We start from the raw sequence: 21,911 nt of genomic DNA, 5'->3' as shown, positions 1-21,911 counted from the left end.
TTAGCCTTGTTGCCTTCCTTTAGTCGAAAAAAAACCCGCCGAAGCGGGTTTTTCTTCTAGTGCGTCACAGTTTACGCAAGTTCTGCGAAGCACTCTTCGATGATTGCCAGACCTTTGTCCAGTTGCTCATCAGGCGAGGTCAGCGGAACCAGGATACGCAGGACGTTGCCGTAGGTGCCGCACGACAGCAGGATCAGACCCTTGTCGCGAGCCTTGGCAACAACCGAGGCGACGGCAGCAGCGTTAGGCGTCAGGGAACCAGCTTTCTCGACGACTTCAACAGCGATCATCGAGCCCAGAGCACGCACTTCACCGATGATCGGGTGCTTGTCCTGGATCTTCTTCAGGCCAGCGACCAGGCGCTCGCCAACAGCTTGGCTGCGCTCCAGCAGTTTCTCTTCTTCGAACACTTCCATTACGGCCAGGGCCGCGGCGCAAGCGATCGGGCTACCGGCGTAGGTGCCACCCAGGCCGCCTGGAGCGATAGCGTCCATGTATTCGGCCTTGCCGCAAACACCGGCCAGTGGGAAGCCACCAGCGATGGATTTAGCGAAGGTGGTCAGGTCTGGGGCAACGCCCATCTGCTCCATGGCGAAGAAGGTGCCGGTACGGCCAGCGCCAGTCTGTACTTCGTCAGCGATCAGCAGGATGCCGTGCTGGTCACACAGAGCACGCAGACGCTGCATGAACTCTTTAGGTGCAACGTAGAAACCACCTTCGCCCTGAACTGGCTCGAGGATGATTGCAGCGATGTCACGGGCTTCAGCGTCGTTCTTGAAGATACGCTCGATCGAAGCGATCGAATCGTCGATGCTCACGCCGTGCAGTGCGTTCGGGTACAGCGCACGGAAGATGCCGCCTGGCATCAGGCCCATGCCGGCCGAGTAAGGAACGACTTTACCGGTCAGACCCAGGGTCATCATGGTACGGCCGTGGTAAGCACCGGTGAAAGCGATCACACCAGCACGGCCGGTAGCGGCACGAGCGATCTTGATGGCGTTCTCAACGGCTTCGGAACCGGTGGTAACCAGCAGGGTTTTCTTGGCGAAGTCGCCTGGAACGCGAGCGTTGATCTTCTCGCAGACTTCTACGTACGGTTCGTACGCCAGCACCTGGAAGCAGGTGTGGGTCAGCTTGTGCAGTTGGGCTTCAACAGCAGCGATAACCTTTGGATGCACGTGACCGGTGTTCAGTACCGCGATACCGCCAGCGAAGTCGATGAACTCGCGGCCTTCAACGTCGGTAACGGTAGCGTTCTTGGCCGAGTCGGCGAAAATCGGGTGGATCTGGCCAACACCGCGTGGAACAGCGGCTACACGGCGTTGCATCAAAGATTCGTTGGTCTTGCTCATAGTGTCCTCAATTCGCCACACACGAGGCGGCGCGATTCAAGTCAGGTGGCCGGTATTCAACTGCAGGCAGCATGCGTTGATCGACTGCTGCAGGGGCCCAGGCCACTGGGTGTACGGTGTAAAAAGGCCAGCGAGACGTCGCTCTCGCGCCCCGCTGGCAGAGGTAAAGCCTTACGCTGCGATCAGATGCTGATGCACAGGTATTTGATTTCCAGGTAGTCCTCAATGCCGTACTTGGAACCTTCGCGGCCCAGGCCCGAGGCCTTGATACCGCCGAACGGCGAGACTTCGTTGGAGATCAGACCGGTGTTGATACCGACCATGCCGTACTCCAGCGCTTCAGCAACACGGAACACACGGCTCATGTCGCGGGCATAGAAGTACGAGGCCAGACCAAACTCGGTATCGTTGGACATGGCAATAACTTCAGCCTCGTCCTTGAAACGGAACAGTGGAGCCAGCGGGCCAAAGGTTTCTTCCTTGGCCACAGCAGCGTTGTTCGGCACGTTGACCAGCACGGTCGGCTCAAAGAAGTTGCCTTCGATCAGCTTGCCGCCAGTCAGCACCTGAGCGCCTTTTTCAACGGCGTCAGCGATGTGCTCCTGAACCTTGGCTACGGCTTTGCCATCGATCAGCGGACCGGTGGTGGTGCCGTCTTCCAGGCCGTTACCGATTTTCAGCTTGGCTACAGCAGCCTTGAGCTTCTCGGCGAAGGCGTCGTAAACGCCGTCTTGCACGTAGATACGGTTGGCGCAAACGCAGGTCTGGCCGTTGTTGCGGTACTTGGAGATGATCGCGCCTTCAACGGCCTTATCCAGGTCAGCGTCGTCGAACACGATGAACGGTGCGTTACCGCCCAGCTCCAGGGAAACCTTCTTGATGTCTTTGGCGCATTCGGCCATCAGCTGACGACCGATTTCGGTCGAGCCGGTGAACGACAGCTTGCGCACGATCGGGTTGCCAGTCAGCTCGCTGCCGATGTCGCCAGCACTGCCGGTGACAACGCTCAGCACGCCAGCCGGGATACCGGCGCGGGTGGCCAGCTCAACCAGGGCCAGGGCCGAGTACGGGGTTTGCGAAGCAGGCTTGAGCACCATGGTGCAGCCAGCGGCCAGGGCCGGGCCGGCTTTACGGGTGATCATCGCCGCCGGGAAGTTCCACGGGGTGATTGCCGCAGTAACGCCGATAGGCTGCTTGATCACGATCAGGCGCTTGTCTGGCTGGTGGCCAGGAATGGTGTCGCCGTAAACGCGCTTGGCTTCTTCAGCGAACCACTCGATGAAGGAAGCGGCGTAAACGATCTCGCCCTTGGCTTCGGCCAGTGGCTTACCTTGTTCGGTGGTCATCAGACGCGCCAGGTCGTCCTGATGCTCAATCATCAATTCGAACCAACGACGCAGCTTGCCCGCACGTTCTTTGGCGGTCAGCGCGCGCCAGGCCGGCAGGGCCTTGTCGGCGGCTTCGATAGCACGACGGGTTTCGGCAGCGCCCATCTTCGGCACAGTGCCGATGATCTCGCCGGTAGCCGGGTTGTTGACCTTGATGGTCTGACCGTTGTCCGCGTCCAACCACACGCCATCGATAAAGGCTTGCTGGCGGAACAACTGGGCATCTTTAAGCTGCATGTCGGCTTCCTTAACGGCACCGTACAGACACGGCGCGAATTATTGATTGTAGAAAAAGGAGAGCGTTTGAAATCTCAAACGAATCCTAGGAGCTACGACAGAAAAGGACAATAGGGTGTTCGAAAAAAAGAACAAAAAGCGCCATACGGCGACCTTTTTCGGATCAACGTCACCGCTCGCGCCCTGCGTGTGCAAAATCGAACACAGCCATTTCTGGCGATGGACGCCGTCAGTCTAGATGGGTATCATGGCGCCCGCGTTGCACTCGTAGCTCAGCTGGATAGAGTACTGCCCTCCGAAGGCAGGGGTCGTGGGTTCGAATCCCGCCGAGTGCGCCATATAGATGAAAAGGCCCAGGTGAAAACCTGGGCCTTTTTTTATGCCTGTATGGAAGCAACTGCCTTGCTCTGTGGGAGCGGGCTTGCCCCGCGATGCAATGTGACTGACGAATCGCTATCGCGGGGCAAGCCCGCTCCCACCCACCGAAAGCCTATTCCAATTGGCCTTGCACCGGCGCTTTGCCGTGAATCGCCGAATAGCGGGCCAACTGCCCCAAGCGCTTGTCCAGCTCCTGCAGCAGGCGATTGCGCGTGTTGGTGACTTCGGTTTTGTTGAACAGCCCAGGCTCTACCGTGTACAGGTTGAACATCTGGTTGATCGTGGCCGGTGAGGCGATGTTGTAATTGGCCTCGGCGTTGTGGTTGTAAAGCGTAACCATTCTTCCGTTCTGGCTGTCAGCCGGGCGCGCGAACACCATGCTGATGTACTGCCCTTCACGAATGCGCACGTTGCTGTTGGAAAACTGAAAGCACGCTTCCTTGCCATTGTCCAAACGCACCCAGAACTCATGCTCTTGCACGTTGTGACTGCTGACATGCATCGACGATGAGCTACCACCAATCGAGCCGTAACCATTGGCAATGTAGCCGCCACCGGAGCTGTGCGAATGGCTGGCGCTGAGGTGGGTCTGGTTGCGCTTCTGGCTGTCGAGTACCTCACCGCTGAAGATGAAGAAACACAGTTGGCGGTCGAAGTGGTTGAACGGCTCGTCGATGAAGTTCGGGTCTTCGGCTGACAGGCTGATGTCGTACATGGTGCGGATCATTTCATCGCGCGCGGCCTTGTCGTGCTTGGCGCGCTCCTTGAGCTCGGCGCGACGCACCTTGGCGTCTTCGATGGCTTTGAGTGCCTGGGCTTTGAGGATCGGGGTCTTCTCGTTGGCGTAGGCGGCAGCTTTCTCACCTGCTTCTTTAAGGACCGGCGCAGCCTTCTGGCCAGCCTCGACTGCCAGCTCCTTGGCTTTGGTCAGTGCCTGGGCCGCTTTGGCAGCCAATTCGGGGTTGGCGTCGACGGCTTTCTTTTTCAGGTCATCCCAGAGACTCATTCTCTATCCTCACACGCGTCATCAATGAACAAGCCGCCTGCGGCGGTGCTTGGCGGAGTTTACAGGCAGCAAGCGAAGCGAAGAATGTCAGATTTTATGTCGATGTACCGAAAATACTGGCTGACATCACGTCCTAGGAAATACCCTACCGAGTCTGTCGATGCCCATCTGCTTGTCCATAGGAATGCTTACCACTAGGCTCCAGCTCGTCACCGAAAACTCGGTGATCGGGTGTGGTAACCCGGACAGGCGATGTTTCTGTGCAGTCTATGGCGGCTGTACGCGGGAGGCTTTCGGGCCTGCTGGGAATACTCGCTCCTGGTTTACCACCCCGTGTACAGCTGCCACCCATCCGTGTGGTAACGAATGATGGTGTCAGCTCCACTTGCGAGTGATGACATGAAAAAAATTGTTCCTGATCCACCGCTTCAAGCCTCTACAACTACCGCACAATCAATCTTCGGCTGTTGCCCGGCGGGGCACTCTCCTCTGTTTTCCGTTTGTTCCGGCATCGCTGCTCATGATGCGCTGGTACATGCCTCTTTGTATCTGAGCTGTGCTTACGACACGGGTGCTAAAGCGCTCGATGACATCCATCCGGACAGCAAGAACTTCTTGTGGTCGACCCTTCATTCGGTGGAGATGGCCAAGGGGTTGGTTGAGGCCTTGCTTGAGGGCATAGAAGAGCAGGCCATGGACCAAATGAACAGCTAGCAACCACCGGTGGGAGCGGGCTTGCTGTGGGAGCGGGCTTGACCCGCGATTGCAGGCTGTCAGGCACATTGCTTCGCGGGGCAAGCCCGCTCCTACCGGGGATGAAAATGGGCCATGCGGACACTCTGTGGGAGTGGGCTTGATTCGCGATTGCGGGCTCACAGTCACATCGTCTCGCGGGGCAAGCCCGCTCCTACCGGGATGAAAATGGGCCATGCGGACACTCTGTGGGAGCGGGCTTGACCCGCGACTGCGGGCTCACAGTCACATCGTCTCGCGGGGCAAGCCCGCTCCTACCGGAGATGAAAATGGGCCATGCGGACACTCTGTGGGAGCGGGCTTGACCCGCGATTGCGGGCTGTCAGGCACACCGCTTCGCGGGGCAAGCCCGCTCCCACAGGCGGCGGTGTCAGACCAATAGCAAATTGCCATCCGTTTGAATTGACGACTTCTGCTCATGCCGTTAGTGTTGCACGACATTTCGGGCGTCTCTATTTAGAGCCGCCCGTTGCTTATCGGAAGAGCGAGAAGGTAGATCAAGGATGCGCGGAGTATTGCTACGCAGCGGCAAAAGTGAACAATTCACTGCGCTGGGGGAAACCGGTCAGCCGGTTTACCGGGCTGCATTGCAGCTTCGTGAAGCGATTCGGCGGAAAAACCCCAATCATCCGGGGCTGGTCGAGCACTTGGCCATTCCGCAAACCGATGAGCTCGGCAGCAAGATCGACTGGTACAGCGACCGCTTGGGCGATGTGATTCCCTGGAGCAGCGCGACCGAAGAAGAGCGCGCCCCTGCCCGCGCAGAGCTCGAACTGCTGCAAAGTCGAATCAACGAACTGAGCAACGAGTTTCTCGGCCTCGACGCCAATGGCCAGCCGCTGCCCGGCAGTAAGCCCGGCGCTCAAGGTGATCGCACGGTGTTCGGCAAGCTGCTGACCTGTGTGGTGCCCTTCCCCGATGAAAACTATGTGTACCTGGTCGACGGCAAACCAGTCCTGACTTTCTGGGGCTTTATTCATGCCGGTGCCGAGCGCAGCCGTCAGCCGTTGCATTGCCTGTACCCAAGCACACCGAAGGTCGCCGAGCCGGTAGCGCCTGCGCCTGTCGCTCCGCTGGCGCCACCCCCACAACCTACCGTTGCCCCGGTGGTCACCGAAGTGGTCAAACGCCCTTGGTGGCGGTACTTGTTGTGGCTGCTGGCTTTGCTGTTGCTGCTTGCCCTATTGCTGTTCGGGCTGCGCAGTTGCTGGCCGGGCATGGGCCTGGGCGGTTTGCCGCTCGGCGATTTCAACAAGCCGGACATCCAACTGGACCCAACTCTACCTACAACCACACTGCCAACAGGTAACGGTCTGCCTGCAACTACGGGCCAGCTTGTCGGTGCAAACAACGGCACTGGCGTGACGTTGCCAGCTGGCGGCAGCGTGCCCACTACCTCGGGCGCACCCGAGGCTGGCACCGCTGGTGCACCGGTAATAGAACCACCTCAGGCACCTGGCGCGAACAACGGCGAACCCGCTGCCGAGCAACCGCCTGCCGATCAGCAGCCAGCGCCAGCGGAAACCCCGGCTGACCAGCAGCCGCCTGCCCCGCCAGAGCTGCCGCCAGAGCCAGCCGCACAGCCATCACAGCTGACCATCCCGCCGAATGTCGGCAACGGTGCCGCCGACTTCCTCAACGGCAAATACAACGGTGCGGGCATTCAGGAAGTGGGTACCGGCAAGCCGCTGCGCCTGAAGTACGACTTCCAGAACGGCAAAGGTGAGGCCACGGTCAGCCGCTCCGATGGCGTGAGCTGTAAAGCACCTGTGGCGGCGGCAATGGATGGCGGCACGCTGTCGATTACCAACAATGGCCAAGCGGCCTGTGCTGACGGTAGCAGCTACGAACTCCCCCAAGTGAATTGCAAACCAGGCGCTCAAAGCATCGCCGACTGCTCCGGTAACTACGGCGCGGACGAGTTCAAGATGCTGATGAATCAAGCCGGCCAATAACACGAGAAGCGCAGAAGATGTTGCCTGAAATCACTCAGTTCGAAGAAACGGTCACGCTGGTCAGCGATAGCGGCATCCAGTTCATGGACTTCGCCCTGCGCCTGGGCCCTGATGAGCAGGCCGGCAAGTTCGTCCAGCTCAACAACGGCATGGTCCCGACCCGCCTGCTGTGGTCCAAGGAGTACAAGGACTTCTACGAACCCGAGCCAGACAAAATGGTTCAGGTCGAGTTCGACTCCACCGAAGACAATCACTTCCGCTTGAGCATGGAAGAGAGCCTGAAGCTGTTCGATGGCGTCTGGCTGCCAATTCCGTTCCTGCGCTTCATGCCGCCTCACCGTTACGACGAAGGCCCGAATAACTGGTCGCGCATGCGCTTGGTCAAACTGCCCGAGCCGGATATCGACGGCAACACGCACCGTCTGACCATCGCCTTCGACTGCCGCATCATGAAGAGCGTCGATGGCGCCGCCTACCTGGCCCCGAGCGAAGAAGACGTGCGTTCCGGTGTGGCCTTCAAGCTGGCCTGCAGCGCGCGTGAATACGGCTGGTTCCTGACCAACAACTGGATCCGCGAATGGCTGACTGAGCTGTACACCGAAGCTCGCGCCGAGTGGACCCGTGAGCGTCTGGACCGTGACCTGCAGGGCAACCGCCACATCGCTCACTACCTGAACCTCTTGAGCCTGCTGCGCCGCCCGGTTCCAGCCGAGCAAAGCACCGAGAAGCCCAAGGTCGAGATCCCGGAAATCAAAGTGGTCGCCAACGATGCCCAAGGCGTCGTGCAGCCGATCAAGGTCGACCTGGTACTGGACGTCGGCAACTCGCGCACCTGCGGCATCCTCGTCGAGGATCACGTTCAGGCCGGTTCGGGCATGCTCAACAACTATGTGCTGGAGCTGCGCGACCTGAGCGAGCCGCACCAGATCTACAACCAGGCCTTTGAAAGCCGCGTGGAGTTCAGCAAGGCCGCGTTTGGTAGCGATCAGTGGTCGAGCCAGAGTGGCCGTCACGATGCCTTCCAGTGGCCGACCCTGGCCCGCGTGGGTGGTGAAGCCGGCCGCTTGGCCAGCCGCCGCCGTGGCACCGAAGGTTCCACTGGCCTGTCGAGCCCGAAACGCTACTTGTGGGACGAGAAAGCCTACAGCCACGGCTGGCGCTTCAACACTTCGAACAAAAAGGTCAGCGATGAGCCCGAAGCGATTGCCGCGCCATTCTCGTCGCTGATCAACGACCTCGGTCAGGCGCTGTACCTGCCACCGAAAAACGACATGTCGGCGTTCTCGTCGCTGTATTCGCGCAGCAACCTGATGACCTTCATGCTCGCTGAAGTGGTCACCCAGGCGTTGTCGCAGATCAACAGCCCGGCACAACGTTCGCGCCAAGGCCGCGCGCGCACTCCGCGCATGCTCAACAGCATTACCCTGACCGTACCGCCAGGCATGCCGCAGGCCGAACGCAGTATTCTCAGCAATCGCATGTTCGAAGCTGTTGGCCTGGTGTGGAAAAGCCTGGGCTGGCACGAAGGCGACAGCAACCCGTTCAAAGACAAGAGCGTCAAGCCGCGTACGCCGCTGCCGAGCATCCGTGTCGACTGGGACGAAGCCAGCTGCGGCCAGTTGGTGTACCTGTACAACGAGATCAGCGAAAACTTCGCCGGCCACCCGGAAGAGTTCTTCGCCACCCTGGCACGCCCAGACAAAACCGAAGCGGAACAGATCACCCTGGCCACCATTGATATCGGTGGCGGTACCACTGACCTGGTGATCACCGACTACCGTCTGGACCGTGGCAACAACGGCGGTAACGGCGCCAACGTGCACATCGTGCCTGAGCAACGTTTCCGCGACGGCTTCAAGGTGGCTGGCGACGACATCCTGCTGGACGTGATCCGCGAGTTCATCCTGCCGTCGTTCAAACGCGCGCTGCAGGACGCCGGTGTCTATGCCCCGGATGCACTGATGTCGCGCCTGTGCGGCAACGGCGAAGCCAGCGCTCAGGAACGCGTACTGCGCCAGCAGCTCAACCTGCAGGTATTCGTACCGCTGGGCCTGGCGGTGCTCAAAGCCTATGAGCAATACGACCCGGAAACACCACTGACGGTGACCGAGCAGAGCTGGCGCGAGCTGCTGGGCGATGCCCAGGTCAACGACAGTGTGCTGGAGTTCGTCAATGCTGCGGTTCGCCGCGACGTTGGCCGCGACGGCACCCTGGACCTGATGAGCACGCCGCTGGCACTGGACCTGGAACAAGTGCACCTGGCCTTCATCGGCGGCCAGATCAACATCACCAAAGTGCTCAGCGAGCTGTGCGAAGTGATCTCTCACTACAGCTGTGACGCCTTGCTGCTGACCGGTCGGCCATCGCGCCTGCCAGGCATTCAGACCTTCATCCGCCAGCGCCTGCCGCTGCCGCCTGGGCGCATTCTGCCGCTGCAGAACTACCGCACCGGTGGCTGGTACCCGTTCCACAAGAACGGCCTGATCGACGACCCGAAAAGCACAGCGTCGGTCGGTGCGATGATCTGCCTGTTGTGCGCCAAGCACAGCGTGCCGAACTTCTACTTCCGCACCGCGATGCTCAAGCCGTATTCGATCATCAAGCACTTCGGTCAGATCGATAACGCCGGCACCATCAAGCATGGCGACGTGCTGTACCACAACCTGACGTCCGACAAGGGCCGCATCGAGCTGCCGATCGTGGGTGAAGGCGAAGAACGTGGCACGCCGTGGCTGGAGATGCGTGGTGACATGCACTTGGGCTACCGCCAGCTGGCCGCCGAGCGCTGGTCGGCCTCGCCGCTGTACACCCTGCGTTTCACCCCACAGGGGCAACGCAACTTCTCCCAGTCCATCGGCAAGGGCGGTGAAGCGCCGGTGCTGCGTATTCGCCTGGCCGTCGATGAGCCATCGGACATTCTGCTCGAGCAGGGCTTGGTCAGCGACAAGCTGATCATCTCTGATCTGAAATCGAACATTCAGGATGCCGACTTCGACTTCGAACGGGATCTTGAGCTCTCACTCAACACCATGCCGACCGGCAACCTGAGTGACAGTGACTATTGGCTCGACAGCGGGAACGTCAAAGGAAAATGAGCAATCTAACGCCAAAGCAGCAACAACTGGTGGGCGCTTGGAGCGCCGTTCACAAAGGCGCCGACGAGGCCCTGCAGTGGATCGAACAGGTACGTGGCAACGCCGCCAGTGTCGAGGCCGAAGCCGATGGCCTGAACCTGCGCCTGCACCGTGCCCGCAACCGTGCCCGCGACCTGCAACGCGCCGCCGCGACGCCAATGGTGATCGGCTTCTTCGGCCTGTCGCAGGCCGGTAAGTCGTACCTGATTTCCGCCCTGGCGGCCGACACCCGCGGCCGCCTGGAAACCGATTTCGGCGGCAAGACCCTCGACTTCATCGAGCACGTCAACCCGACCGGCCTGGGTAAAGAAGCTACCGGTTTGGTGACCCGCTTCAGCCGTTGGGCAAAGCCAAGCCCAGACGCCAACTTCCCGGTGGAGCTGAAGCTGTTCAGCGAAATCGAAGTGGCGAAGATTCTGTCCAACGCCTGGTTTGAAGACTTCGACCAGGAGAAGCTCGACTATTCGTTCACCGATGAACGCATCCAGGCGGTGCTCGCGGCGTTCGAAGGGCGTGAAGTCGAGAACCTGCAGCCGGGCGTCAGCGCCGATGACGTGGTTGCCCTGTGGGACTACCTCAAAGGCAACTACGAAAAGTCGGTGCGCAAGCTGTCTGAAGTGTACTGGCCACGGGTGATGAAACTCGCCCCACGCCTGAACTACCGCCAGCGTGCCAAGCTGTTCTCGATCCTCTGGGGTGAGCAGGATGGCCTGACCGAAGTGTACGAACAGTTGGTCGGTGGCCTGCAGAAAATGGGCTACCCCGACACCGTGTTCGCGCCGCTGAGCGTACTGGTCAAAGACGAAAACGGCGTTTACACCCAAGCCAACAGCATCATGAACGTGGACATCCTCGGGCGCTTGGGCACGGGCCGTGATCTGCCGGTCAATGTGCTGCCGGTGCGCGACGGCAAGGCACAAGCCAGCACCGGCCTGACCGTTGCCCAATTGGCCGCGCTGACCGCTGAGATGACCTTCCGCCTGAGCAACACGCCGAAGGATCCGGTGGTGGAAGAAGTCGACCTGCTCGACTTCCCCGGCTATCGCACTCGCCAGAAGCTGCTGCGCATCGAAGACGCCGCCGACCCGAATGCGGTGGAAGAGATCAACCCGGTCTCGACCCTGATTCTGCGTGGCAAGGTCGCTTACCTGTTCGAGCGCTACACCGACGCCCAGCAAATGAACGCCCTGGTGCTGTGCACCAGCTCGTTCAAGCAGAGCGAAGTGGTCAGCGTCGGGCCGGTGCTGACGCGCTGGATTCACAAAACCCAGGGCGCCACGCCGCAAGAACGCGGCCAGCGCACGCCGGGCCTGATCTGGGCCCTGACCATGCTCGACGGTTTCATCAGCAACACCCTAGGCCTCAGCGAAGGGCAGTTGCCTGAAGGCTGCGAGAACATGATGAAGCTGACCATGATCGAGCGCTTCGGGGCCATGGAGTGGATGAAGAACTGGTCGAACGACCCGTTCAACAACACCTACCTGGTGCGTAAGCCACGCCTGGACACCGCGTTCATCGAGCGTGATGGCAACAGCGGCGAAGAAAACGAATTCACCGAGCGTCACGTTCAGCGTCTGAACCAGCTCAAGCAGTGCTTTGCTGTCAGCCCTTCGGTGCAGCGTCATGTGAAAGACCCACAAGACGCCTGGCAAGCCATGCTGGAACTCAACGACGGCGGCATCACCCGCTTCAGCAGCAGCTTCAAGGGTGTGGCCAACATCGACTTCAAGCTGACCCGTATCGAAGAACAGCTGCATCAGTGCCGCGCCGACCTGCTGGAGCACGGCCTGCATGTGTGGCGTGAAGAAGACTTCGAACAACTGCTGAACAAGAAGCGCCAGAAAACCCAGTACCTGCTGGATAACCTCGGTGCCGACCCGGATGTCATCGCCAACTTGATCCACGAGCTGCAATTGCCGGTGGAACAACTGCGCGACCTGTACCTGAGCGGCGTGTACCACATCGATGGCCTGGACGCCGAAGCAGAAGCCGAACCTGAGCCGAATGTACGGGCCCCGGCCAACCAGGCACCCGCGCTGAACTTCGGCAACCTGTTCGCCAGCACCCCGGCTGAACCTGCAGCTGCAGTGAAAAAGCCACTGGCTCAGCGCCTGAGCCCTGAACAGCGCTTCGCCCGTGCCGCGCTCAAAGCCTGGATCAAGCACATGCGCGACCTGGGCACACGCACCCTGCTGCTCAACAGCCTGCGCCTGAACAAAGACGTGGTTGATGCGCTCACCGAAGAGCTGATCAGCGCCGTGCGCAACAAAGCCTTCATGGCGGAACTGGATCAGGCCGTTACCCGTCGCGTACAGGGTGGCCTGCATCGCGATCAGACGGTGCAACGCCAGGTGCTGTCGGTACAGCTGCTGATGCGTGACTTCCTCTCCTGGTTCGGCCTGCTGGCCAAGCCTGCAGCGGAGCGCCCGCACAGCCTGTTGGGCGACCGCGCCCCGGTGTTCACCTTCTACAACAAGGTGCCGTCGGGCGAGCTGCCGCAGCTGCCAGAGCAGCCGTCGCACCAGGAACAACGTTATCAGGTGGATTGGTTGTCGGGCCTGGCCTGGCTGACTCAGGAAAACGCCAAGAGCGGCGCCGACCCCGAAATTACTACCGAGCAGCGTCGCCAGTTGGCAGTCCTGCTGAACACATTCGAAGCGAGTTGATTGCATGGGTATCAGAGTTGATGTGCTGCCACTGATCGATAACACCCCGGGTCAGGGGTGGTTGCGGATCACTGGCTGGACGGGCGCCAGCGCAGGGCTGGAGTATTCGGTGCAAAGCAGCCAGACCCGCGACTTTCTGCACCCAGGCAAGCAGTGGACCAACGTAGCCCACGGCTTCCAGCTGATCGGCCTGGCACCAGCAGAAGGTTCCGATGCGCTGCAGGTGCTGGTCGGCCCTGAGCTGATCGACCCGCTGCTGGCCGCCAGCGGCACTGCCAACTTCCGCATCACTCTGAACAACCCGGCATTGGGCCAGAGTGAAGCGACCATGGTGCGCCTGGACAAACACCTGCTGGCGTCGATTGCCTCCACTGGTGCAAAAAAGCCAGAGCCTGCGCCTGCTCCGGCGCCTGTTGCGCCGCCGGTGCAGATCCCAGAACCAGTGGTGGTGGCAGAAGCACCGGCGCCAGTGGTTGAAGCGCCAGTCGTTGCCGAGCCTGCACCTGAGCCGATTCCCGAGCCCCCTGTAGCACCGCCACCTGCAGCCTCGGCCCCGGCAAAGAAAAATCGCTGGTTGCTGCCGTTGCTGCTGTTGCTCGTGCTGCTGGCGATTGCTGCCGGTGCCTGGTGGTTTATGCAACAACCTAAACCGGCAGTGGTCGATGAGCCGCCACCTGCGCCTACGCCAACCACCGAGCCGGCCGCCGCTGCCGCAGAGCCTTGCACCCTGGAAAGCATGAAGAGCCAGCCTGAACTGGCGTTCGTGCAGGGTTGCATCCAGAAAGCACCGGGCAGTGCTGCCCTGCTGGAAGTGATCAACCTGGCCAAGGCCAATAACCAGTGTGCGGTCGCTCAGCGTCTGTACGCCAACCGTGCACAGAGCGGCGACATTCAGATCGCCACCGCTTACGCCCACGAGTACGACCCCAAGTACCACCAGCCAAGCGAGTGCTTCAAAACGCCTGACACGGCCACCGCCGCGTACTGGTACGAAACCATTCTTGGTTTCGACGAGAACAACGCCGATGCCAAACAGCGCTTTGAGGAGCTCAAGCCATGAGTCTGCAACTGCGCGGCGTTGCCGCTGCCTTGTTGGCCATGAGCCTGAGCCCGGTGCTGCAAGCGGCCGACCAGCCGCTGCTACAGGCGGGCAAGAAAACCCTGTTCCAGCGTGTACTGACCACCCCTAGCTGCAAGCTGGGCACTGCCGCCGGTGATGCTGCCGGTACCGCGCAGCCCGCGTTCAGCCGCTTTTATGTGTACGAGCGCAGCACGGTCGGCGCTCAGGAATGGCTGCGGGTCGGCCCCGACACGCAAGGCAAGAGCATCGGCTGGTTGCCGGGCGACTGCACCGTTGAATGGAAAATGCAGCTGACCCTGGCCTTCACCAACCCGGCCAACCGCGACCGCTTGATGTTCTTCAAGGAGCGCAGCCAGCTCGAAGGCATCCTCGACGCGCCGGATCCGGTCAGCCAGGTGGCGCCGCTGCGCGCCAAGCTCAAGCAGGGTACTGAAGCGCCCGGCGTACTGGCGCAAGAGCCGGAATTCTTCGTCGATATGCAGAAGAACTTCTACCTGCTGCCAGTGCTGAGCGGCGAAGAAGTGATGACCGAAGAAGGTTTCCGCACTCGCATTCTGAATGTCGCTTCGGTGAGCAAAGCGGATGCTGCCGCCACCAGCGCTGCAGCTGCGAGCGCCCCAGCTGCAGCCAAGACGCAGATGAAAGCCTTCAGTGCCGCGGTGGTGTTCGTGATCGACTCGACCATCTCCATGGACCCGTACATCGACCGTACCCGCGAGGCGATCAAGCGCGTGTACGCGCAGATCGAGAAGGAAAACCTCGGCCAGCAGGTCAAGTTCGGCCTGGTTGCCTATCGTTCCAGCACCAAGGCTGTGCCTGGGCTTGAGTACGTCAGCAAGATGTACGCTGACCCGAACACCGTCAAAGACGGTGCCGACTTCATGGCCAAGGTTGCTGACCTCAAGCAGGCCAAAGTCTCCAGCAGCACCTTCGACGAAGACGCCTATGCCGGTGTCATGCACGCCGTGGACAAGGTGGACTGGAGCCAGTTCGGCGCCCGTTATGTGGTGCTGATCACCGACGCTGGTGCCATCGACGGCACCGACAAGCTGTCGGGCACCGGCCTGGGCGCCGAGCAGGTCAAGATCGAGGCCAGCAACCCTGGCGTCGCGCTGTACACCCTGCACCTGAAAACCCCGAGTGGTGCGAAGAACCACAGCAGCGCCGAAGCTCAGTACCGGACTCTGTCGAACTTCCCCGGCACCAACACCTCGCTCTACTACCCGGTCAATGCCGGTGACGTAGAAGCCTTCGGCCGCAAGGTCGACGGCTTGGCCGCCGCCATCACCCAACAGGTGAAGTCGGCGTACCTGGGTGAAGACGCAATCGGCAGCGCCACCAATGCCAAGGTCGACCCGGCTGAGAAGAAGATGCTGGAAGACGCCGCACTGATCGGCCACGCCATGCAGCTGGCTTACCTCGGTAAAACCACCGGAACCCAAGCGCCACCAGTGTTCCAGGCGTGGATCAGCGACCGTGACCTGATCAAGCAGAACCTGCCGACCACCGACGTGCGCGTGTTGCTGACCAAGGCGCAGCTCAGTGACCTGAGCGATGTGCTCAAGCAGATCGTCGATGCCGCCAACGAAGGCATGATTTCGCCAAGCGAAATGTTCACCCGCCTGCGTTCGGTTGCCGCAACCATGGGCGCCGACCCGAATCAGCTCAAGCAAGGTACCGCCACCCGTGTCGCCGACCTCGGCGTGCTGGGTGAGTACCTGGAAGACCTGCCGTACCAAAGCGAGGTGCTCAACCTCGATGAAGAAACCTGGAAAGGCCTCGATGGCCTGGCTCAGGAAAAATTCATCCGCAACCTGAGCACCAAGCTGCGCCATTACCAGCGCTACAACGCTGACGTGGACCGCTGGGTGGCACTGGCGCCAGGCAGCGACAGCCGCGACAACGTTTACCCCGTTCCGCTTGAGATGATGCCTTAAGCCCCATGCTGGATATCAAAGGACTGCTGGTGGTGCGCGGGCAAGGCCCGCACGCCCACCAGGTACGGCTGGACTCACTGCAGCTGCGCCAAGGAGAGATCTGCGCGATCACCGGCGAAAGCGGCTGCGGGAAAAGCACCCTGCTCGAAGCCATTGGCCTGTTGCTGGCGCCGCAGGCGCTGGGCCGCTATCACCTGGGCCCAGAGACGCTGGACGTCGCTCAGTTGCTGGCCGCCGACCGTCAGACAGAGTTGGCCGCAGTGCGTTCACGGCAGTTGGGCTTCGTGTTGCAGAACGGCGGTTTGCTGCCGTTTTTGACCGTGCGCGAGAACATCAACTTGCCACGCCGCATGCTTGGCCTCTCGGGCCACAGTGACGCGGTAGGCAAGGCCATCGACGTGCTGCGCCTTGGCCCGTTGCTCGACAAGCTACCTCAAGCGCTTTCCATCGGTGAGCGCCAGCGCGTGGCCTGCGTTCGGGCGATTGCCCATGAACCACGCCTGTTGCTGGCCGATGAGCCCACTGCAGCCCTCGACCCACTCAATGCTCGGCGCCTGTTCGAACTGCTGCTCAGCCTGGTCAGTGAATTGGGGCTCAGTGCCCTGGTGGTGTCGCACGACTGGGCACTGATCGACAGTTTCGGCCTGCCACGGATGGGCGCAGTCAATGGCGAAGGAGAGACGCGCTTTGAACGCTTGGCATAAGCGCCTCGGCTTACTGTTGCAACTGTCGCTGGCCGACCTCTGGCACGACCGTAAAGTCACCCTGTGCATGGCCGCGTCGCTGGTGGCGGTGATTGCCCCGCTGTTGCTGCTGTTCGGCCTCAAGCATGGCGTGGTCAGCCAGTTGCAAGATGAACTGCTGAGCGACCCGCGCAACCTTGAAATCAAAATGCTCAGCAGCGGCCACTACGACCGGCAATGGATCGAAGCCCTGCGCCAACACCCGCAGGTGGCGTTCGCCATCGGCCAGACCCGCTCGCTGAACACCCAAGCTGACCTGCTGGGTGAGCGTGGTCGGTTTGCTGACAACGTCGAAGTGATTCCTACCCAAGCCGACGACCCGCTGCTCAACTCGCCCCTTAGCGCCTTGCAAGGTGATCAGGTGATCCTCAGCGCCCGTGCTGCCGAGCGGCTGGCGGCCAAAGCGGGTGACAACGTGCGCCTGCGCGTTGCCCGGCGCATGGACGGCGTCAATGAACGCGGTGAACGGACCCTGCAGGTGCAAGCGGTACTGGAACCTGCTCGCTTCCCGCGCCCGGCGGCCTTTGTCAGCCCTGAACTGCTGCTTGAGCTTGAGTATTACCGCGATGGTTATCAGGTCGCGGCCCTGGGTGGTGTCACCGGCAAAACCCTCGACGGGGTAAACGTCGGCTATGCCCGTGCCCGGCTCTATGCCCGCGATATCGACAGTGTCGAGCCGCTGGAGCGCTGGCTCAACGAACAACGCATCGAGACCAGCAGCCGCCTGGCCGAGATCGACAGCGTCAAGGCTATCAACCATGTGTTGGGGCTGATCTTCAGCGTGATTGCTGGTGCGGCACTGATCGGCTGCATCGCTTCGCTGGTGGGCGCCTTCCTCGCCAACATCGACCGTAAACGCCGCAACCTGGCGGTGCTGCGCCTGCTCGGCTTTGGCAGTGCCGCCGTGGCCGGTTACGTGGTGCTGCAAGCGTTGCTGCTGAGCGCGGTCGGTTACCTCGGTGGGCTGGGCAGTTACTTCGTTGGCAGCCTGCTGTTCGACTACCTGCTGGGTAGCAGCCAGGCCACCGGCAGCTTCGTTTGTCATATCACTGTCTGGCATGGCCTGGTGGCCTTGTTCCTGGCCTTCCTGGTCGCCGCCCTGGTCGCCCTGATCGGTGCCTTGCGCGCGATTCGAATTCAACCTGCGGAGAGTTTGCGTGAGCTTTAAAGCCTGCTGCCGTCTGATGTTTGTACCTCTGAGTTTCGGCTACCTGCTTAACGCTTCAGCCGCTGCCTGGGAAGAAAAACATTACAACCCGATGCCAGAAGCCGACGACGTGGTGCTGCCCATGCCCTGCGAAGGCTCGATGGTATTCCGCAAGGTGTTGATCCCGCTGGCCGGCCCACTGGACGACTACCCGATCAACATCGGGCAAGACAGTGCCGAGTGGGGCTATGTCGAGCAGACTCGCCCAGCCTTTATCTCGGGCAGCTTCACCAGTGCCAAGGGCGACAAGTCGCGTTACTACTTGATGGCCAAGTACGAGATGACTCAGTTGCAGTACCAGGCCCTGACCAGCGAAACCTGCCCTACGCCATCGAACAAGCTGCGGTTGCCGGTGGTGTCGATCAGTTGGCTTGATGCATTGCAGGCGGCGGACAAGTACAACCGCTGGCTGCGTGCCAACGCGGCGGCCAAGCTGCCGAGCGAAGACGGCGCCCAGGGCTTCCTGCGCCTGCCAACGGAAACCGAGTGGGAGTTCGCCGCCCGTGGTGGCCTGCAAGTCAGCACTGCGGAGTTCCGTGACGGCCACTACCCCATGCCTGAAGGCCTGAACAGCTATGAGTGGTACGCCGGTGCGCAATCGGCCAACGGCAAGTTGCAACTGAGTGGCCTGCTCAAGCCTAACCCGCTGGGCCTGCACGACATGCTCGGCAACGCCAGCGAGATGATGTTCGAACCCTTCCGCCTGAACAAACTCGACCGTCAGCACGGTCAGGCTGGTGGCTATGTGGTGCGCGGCGGCAATTACCTGACCGCCGAGGGCCAACTGCGCACGGCGCTGCGTCAGGAAGAGCCGTACTACAACGCCGAAGGCCCGGTGGCGAAGAAAACCAATGGCGTGCGCTTGGCGCTGGTGTCACCGACCCTGACTTCGCGTGAGCGTGTCAGCAGCATCGAGAAGAGCTGGAGCAAGCTGGGCAGCGATCAGCCATCGGCCAACCCGAAAGACAAAGGCACTGTCAAAGCTTTGGAAGACCTGGCCTCCAGCGTAGAAGACCAAGGCCTCAAGGATCAGCTGAAAAACGTGGAAAACCAGCTGCGCGCGAGCAACCAGCAACAGCAGGAAGCCCGTGACCAGGCGATCCGCGCCAGCCTCAACCTGGGTGCGTTCCTGTGCACCAAGATGCTCGACGACGGCCAGTACCTGGACTTCCTGCAGAAAAACTACACCGCCAACTGCAAGGCCGGTGAGGAAGACCCTACCTGCGGCATGCGTAAAACCAAACTGGACGAGCAGAACGACCGCCTGCACAAGCTCAGCCGTTACTACGCCAGCTCACTGGTGGACTCAGCCTCTCTATACGGCCAGCCATTGCTCCAAGCTCAGATGCCGGTACTCGAAGGCGTGCTGACAGCCAACAAGAATCTTGCGGAACTGACGCCTTACCTGCGCACCCACTGGGGCAATCAGGCGGCCTTCCTCAAGACCCAGAAGATCGACATCAACGCCTGGCTCAAGAGCTGCAAGGCCGTTACTCAGGCTAATTAACCGCGAACAAGGAGAGCAAACGTGAACACGAACAAACCAGGTATGTCCCGAGCGTGGATCGGTCTGATGATGGCATTCAGCTTGGTGCTGAGCGGCTGCGCCAGCACCGGCAGTTCGCTGCTGGGTGACAGCACCCCGGGCACCGCTGACCCGCGCCTGACGTCGGGTAACGACGCCAAATTCTTCAGCACTTCGGGTTATCAAGCCTGTGCCGTGGCTGCTGCCGGTGGCGTGCTGGCCTGCACCCTGTCCAATTCGAGCAACAAAGCGGTCTGCGCCATTGCTGCCGGCCTGGCCGCCTGTGGCGTGGCGATGGGCGCCAACTACTACCTGGATGACCGTCGCGCTAAATACGCCGACACCACTCAGCGCCTGAACGTGATGAGCGCTGACGTGCAGAAAGAAACCGCCAAGGTCGCCGAGCGCACCAACACCCTGCAGCGCGTGATCAACGATGACAAGCAGCAGATCGCCGACATCCAGCGCGACATCAAAGCCAAGACCGTCGACAAGGCCAAGGCTCAGGAAAACATCGCCAACATCGACAAGAACATCGGCCTAATGCGCAAAGACGTGACCAACATGCAAAAGCGCGTCACCGAGTTCGAAGGCGTTGCCAAAGCTGAGCGTGAAAGCGGCTCCAGCCCTGAAGAAGTGGCGAAGGTCGAAGCCGAAATCGCCAAGATGAACACCAAGGTCGCGTCGCTGCAGCAAGAGGTTGACGGCCTCTACAGCCAGCGTTCGGCAATCACCCTGGGCTGAGGATAAGTCATGTTGCTACGAATCGGCCTAAGCGCATTGCTGCTGAGCACCCTGGCGGGCTGCGCCACCACGGCCTCGCAGTGCACCGCCTCTGACAGCAGCGCCAGCCTGATCAGCAAGCTCAACTGCGATTACGGCGGTGGCTATGCCGAAGGTGTGCGCAACAGCGAAAACGACCTGATCGCCGCCCGTGAGCAAAACCGTCAGTTCAACCAGGTGTATGACGAGTTGAGCGCGCTGCAAGCCTCGACCCGTCAGGACCTGGCCACCCAGCAGCGCCAGCAGGCGAGCCTGGAGAAGTCGCTCAATGGTTTGTTGAGCACCCTCAAGGCCCGCCACGGCAATAAAAGCGATGTGCAGCAGCAGATCGCCGGGCTGGAAAAACAGCTCAAGGCCAGCCAGAGCGCGCCGGCAAAAAATGCCAGCAGCGCCCAGGTTGAAGCGCGCAAAAAAGAGCTTAAAGCCCTTCAGCAGCAGGTCAGCCGCCTGCAGTTGAGCTTGGGTTACGAGTAAGCCCCCATCGGCAGCTTCGGCTGCCGATCTTTTTCAGGATTCCATCATGCAGCGGGTTACCCGTGATGCCGGGCCGGACCACTCGGGCCTGGCCGATCTCGTACAGACAATTGCGATCATCACCAAACACTTCCCTCCCAGCGTCGCCCAGCTGTATGCCGCGCCTCGCACTGGCAAGGATGGTGTGCGTGAATGGTGGACCGAGCTGGAAGGCCAGCCACGGCTGTACCGCGAGCTTAATGCGGATCAGCAAGCGAGCTTGCTGAACGTCTATGAGCAACGCCAGGACGCCATTCGCCAACTGGCCGCTGAGCTGGAGCAACGTGGGTTGTCTGGCGAGGCGGTGAATTTGCGGCGCCTGATTGGCCCGGCCAACCTGGATAACCTCTACAGCGTCAACGGCCAGCCGCTGTTGGTGCGCTGGGGCGAGCCTGTTGTAGCGCCTGCTCCTGCGCCTGCGCCACCGCTGCCACCGGTGGCTCTGGTGCGGCGGCGCTGGATCTGGTTGCCGTGGTTCCTGCTGCCGCTGCTGGCCTTGCTGGCACTGCTGGCGGCACTATGGTTTGGCTGGCCGTATCTGCTGCGCTGGTTTGAAGGCACGCCAGAGCCGGCGAAGCCGTTTGCCTGCATCAAGAATCCGACCGTGCAGCCACCGGAGCTGTCAGTGGTACTGGATACCTCTGGCTCCATGCGACTAAGCGTCAACGCGACGCTGGACGATGAAGAGTGGTTCTTCGAAAACCAGGACAACCCGGCGCCTGACCTTGTACGCCTGAAACGGATCATTCAGGGCCCGATACGCATGGATGTGGCCAAGCAGTCGCTGACGCAAATGGTCAACGACCTGCACCCGGCCATCGACATGCGCATCGTCACCTTCGACGGCTGCCGCACGCCAGTGGACCATGGTGTGTTCAACCTGGCCCAGCGCCCGGCCTTGATCCAAGGCATTCAGGGTTTAGTCGCCGACGATGGCACCGCGCTCAGCGCCAGCCTGGACATGGCGGCCCGCTCCATGAACGGCCGTGACCGCGATGGCGTGATCGTGATGTTCGTCGACGGCGCGGACGGCTGCGGCCAGAACGTCTGCGAAGTGGCGCAACGCATTGCCCGCGAGCAGCCTCGGCTGAAGGTCAACCTGATCAACATCAGCAACAACAGCCTGGCCGATTGCATCGCGGACAGTACCGGTGGCCAGGTCTATTCGGCCAAAGACGCCGCACAACTGGCCGTGGCCCTTGAGGCAGCAAGCCAGGACGTGTCCAGCAAAGCCACCTGCGACTAAGAGCCGA

At 61.0% G+C, this 21,911-nt stretch carries 15 protein-coding genes and 1 tRNA gene; 13 read left to right on the top strand and 3 right to left on the bottom strand.

The features are described 5' to 3' along the window. Positions 1-71: 71 nt before the first annotated feature. The gene (gene gabT / locus E1573_RS20340; RefSeq protein WP_133216359.1) at positions 72-1,352 is read right to left on the bottom strand and encodes a 4-aminobutyrate--2-oxoglutarate transaminase; all 1,281 of its coding nucleotides are present in this window, start codon (positions 1,350-1,352) and stop codon (positions 72-74) included. A 182-nt stretch (positions 1,353-1,534) separates the two neighbouring features. Continuing rightward, positions 1,535-2,977 (bottom strand): NADP-dependent succinate-semialdehyde dehydrogenase, encoded by a 1,443-nt coding sequence (gabD, locus tag E1573_RS20335; protein ID WP_133216358.1) that lies wholly within the window; start codon positions 2,975-2,977, stop codon positions 1,535-1,537. 261 nt (positions 2,978-3,238) lie between these two features. On the opposite strand from gabD, the gene E1573_RS20330 reads away from it, so the two are divergent. Then, positions 3,239-3,315: transfer RNA gene (locus tag E1573_RS20330), tRNA-Arg, on the top strand. Between the two features lie 152 nt (positions 3,316-3,467). Here E1573_RS20330 and E1573_RS20325 read toward each other — a convergent pair. Continuing rightward, a complete protein-coding gene (locus tag E1573_RS20325; RefSeq protein ID WP_133216357.1) occupies positions 3,468-4,361 on the bottom strand; it encodes a hypothetical protein in 894 nt (297 codons plus the stop codon). Between the two features lie 399 nt (positions 4,362-4,760). On the opposite strand from E1573_RS20325, the gene E1573_RS20320 reads away from it, so the two are divergent. The 12 genes from E1573_RS20320 to E1573_RS20265 all read left to right on the top strand — a co-directional run bounded on the left by E1573_RS20320 (position 4,761) and on the right by E1573_RS20265 (position 21,904). Further along, on the top strand, positions 4,761-5,075 hold the full coding sequence (locus E1573_RS20320) for a DUF3077 domain-containing protein (RefSeq protein ID WP_133216356.1): 315 nt from the start codon (positions 4,761-4,763) through the stop codon (positions 5,073-5,075). Between the two features lie 542 nt (positions 5,076-5,617). Continuing rightward, positions 5,618-7,069, top strand: a complete 1,452-nt coding sequence (locus tag E1573_RS20315; protein WP_133216355.1) for an SrfA family protein — start codon at positions 5,618-5,620, stop codon at positions 7,067-7,069. 17 nt (positions 7,070-7,086) lie between these two features. Beyond that, positions 7,087-10,164, top strand: a complete 3,078-nt coding sequence (locus E1573_RS20310; RefSeq protein WP_133216354.1) for a virulence factor SrfB — start codon at positions 7,087-7,089, stop codon at positions 10,162-10,164. Beyond that, positions 10,161-12,869, top strand: coding sequence for a putative virulence factor (locus E1573_RS20305; protein ID WP_133216353.1), 2,709 nt, complete (start codon positions 10,161-10,163; stop codon positions 12,867-12,869). The genes E1573_RS20310 and E1573_RS20305 overlap by 4 nt, the downstream gene beginning before the upstream one ends. Before the next feature lie 4 nt (positions 12,870-12,873). Continuing rightward, positions 12,874-13,929 (top strand): hypothetical protein, encoded by a 1,056-nt coding sequence (locus E1573_RS20300; protein WP_133216352.1) that lies wholly within the window; start codon positions 12,874-12,876, stop codon positions 13,927-13,929. A 38-nt stretch (positions 13,930-13,967) separates the two neighbouring features. After that, the gene (locus tag E1573_RS20295) at positions 13,968-15,887 is read left to right on the top strand and encodes a vWA domain-containing protein (RefSeq protein ID WP_371925203.1); all 1,920 of its coding nucleotides are present in this window, start codon (positions 13,968-13,970) and stop codon (positions 15,885-15,887) included. A gap of 5 nt (positions 15,888-15,892) precedes the next feature. Continuing rightward, positions 15,893-16,591, top strand: a complete 699-nt coding sequence (locus E1573_RS20290; RefSeq protein WP_133216350.1) for an ABC transporter ATP-binding protein — start codon at positions 15,893-15,895, stop codon at positions 16,589-16,591. Then, positions 16,575-17,798 carry an ABC transporter permease gene (locus E1573_RS20285; RefSeq protein ID WP_256659590.1) on the top strand — a complete coding sequence of 408 codons (1,224 nt, stop codon included), beginning with the start codon at positions 16,575-16,577 and terminating at the stop codon, positions 17,796-17,798. Before E1573_RS20290 ends, E1573_RS20285 begins: the two co-directional genes overlap by 17 nt. A gap of 16 nt (positions 17,799-17,814) precedes the next feature. Next, the gene (locus E1573_RS20280; RefSeq protein WP_371925202.1) at positions 17,815-19,344 is read left to right on the top strand and encodes a formylglycine-generating enzyme family protein; all 1,530 of its coding nucleotides are present in this window, start codon (positions 17,815-17,817) and stop codon (positions 19,342-19,344) included. A gap of 42 nt (positions 19,345-19,386) precedes the next feature. Then, positions 19,387-20,106, top strand: a complete 720-nt coding sequence (locus E1573_RS20275; protein ID WP_133216540.1) for a hypothetical protein — start codon at positions 19,387-19,389, stop codon at positions 20,104-20,106. A 9-nt stretch (positions 20,107-20,115) separates the two neighbouring features. Next, a complete protein-coding gene (locus tag E1573_RS20270) occupies positions 20,116-20,619 on the top strand; it encodes a hypothetical protein (protein WP_133216347.1) in 504 nt (167 codons plus the stop codon). Between the two features lie 46 nt (positions 20,620-20,665). After that, the gene (locus E1573_RS20265; protein WP_133216346.1) at positions 20,666-21,904 is read left to right on the top strand and encodes a VWA domain-containing protein; all 1,239 of its coding nucleotides are present in this window, start codon (positions 20,666-20,668) and stop codon (positions 21,902-21,904) included. Positions 21,905-21,911 lie beyond the last annotated feature (7 nt).

The sequence above is a fragment of the Pseudomonas sp. H9 genome (assembly GCF_004353925.1).
GTDB lineage: Bacteria > Pseudomonadota > Gammaproteobacteria > Pseudomonadales > Pseudomonadaceae > Aquipseudomonas.
The sequence above is the reverse complement of the archived record's forward strand: the minus strand, read 5'-3'. Positions and strand labels throughout refer to the sequence as shown.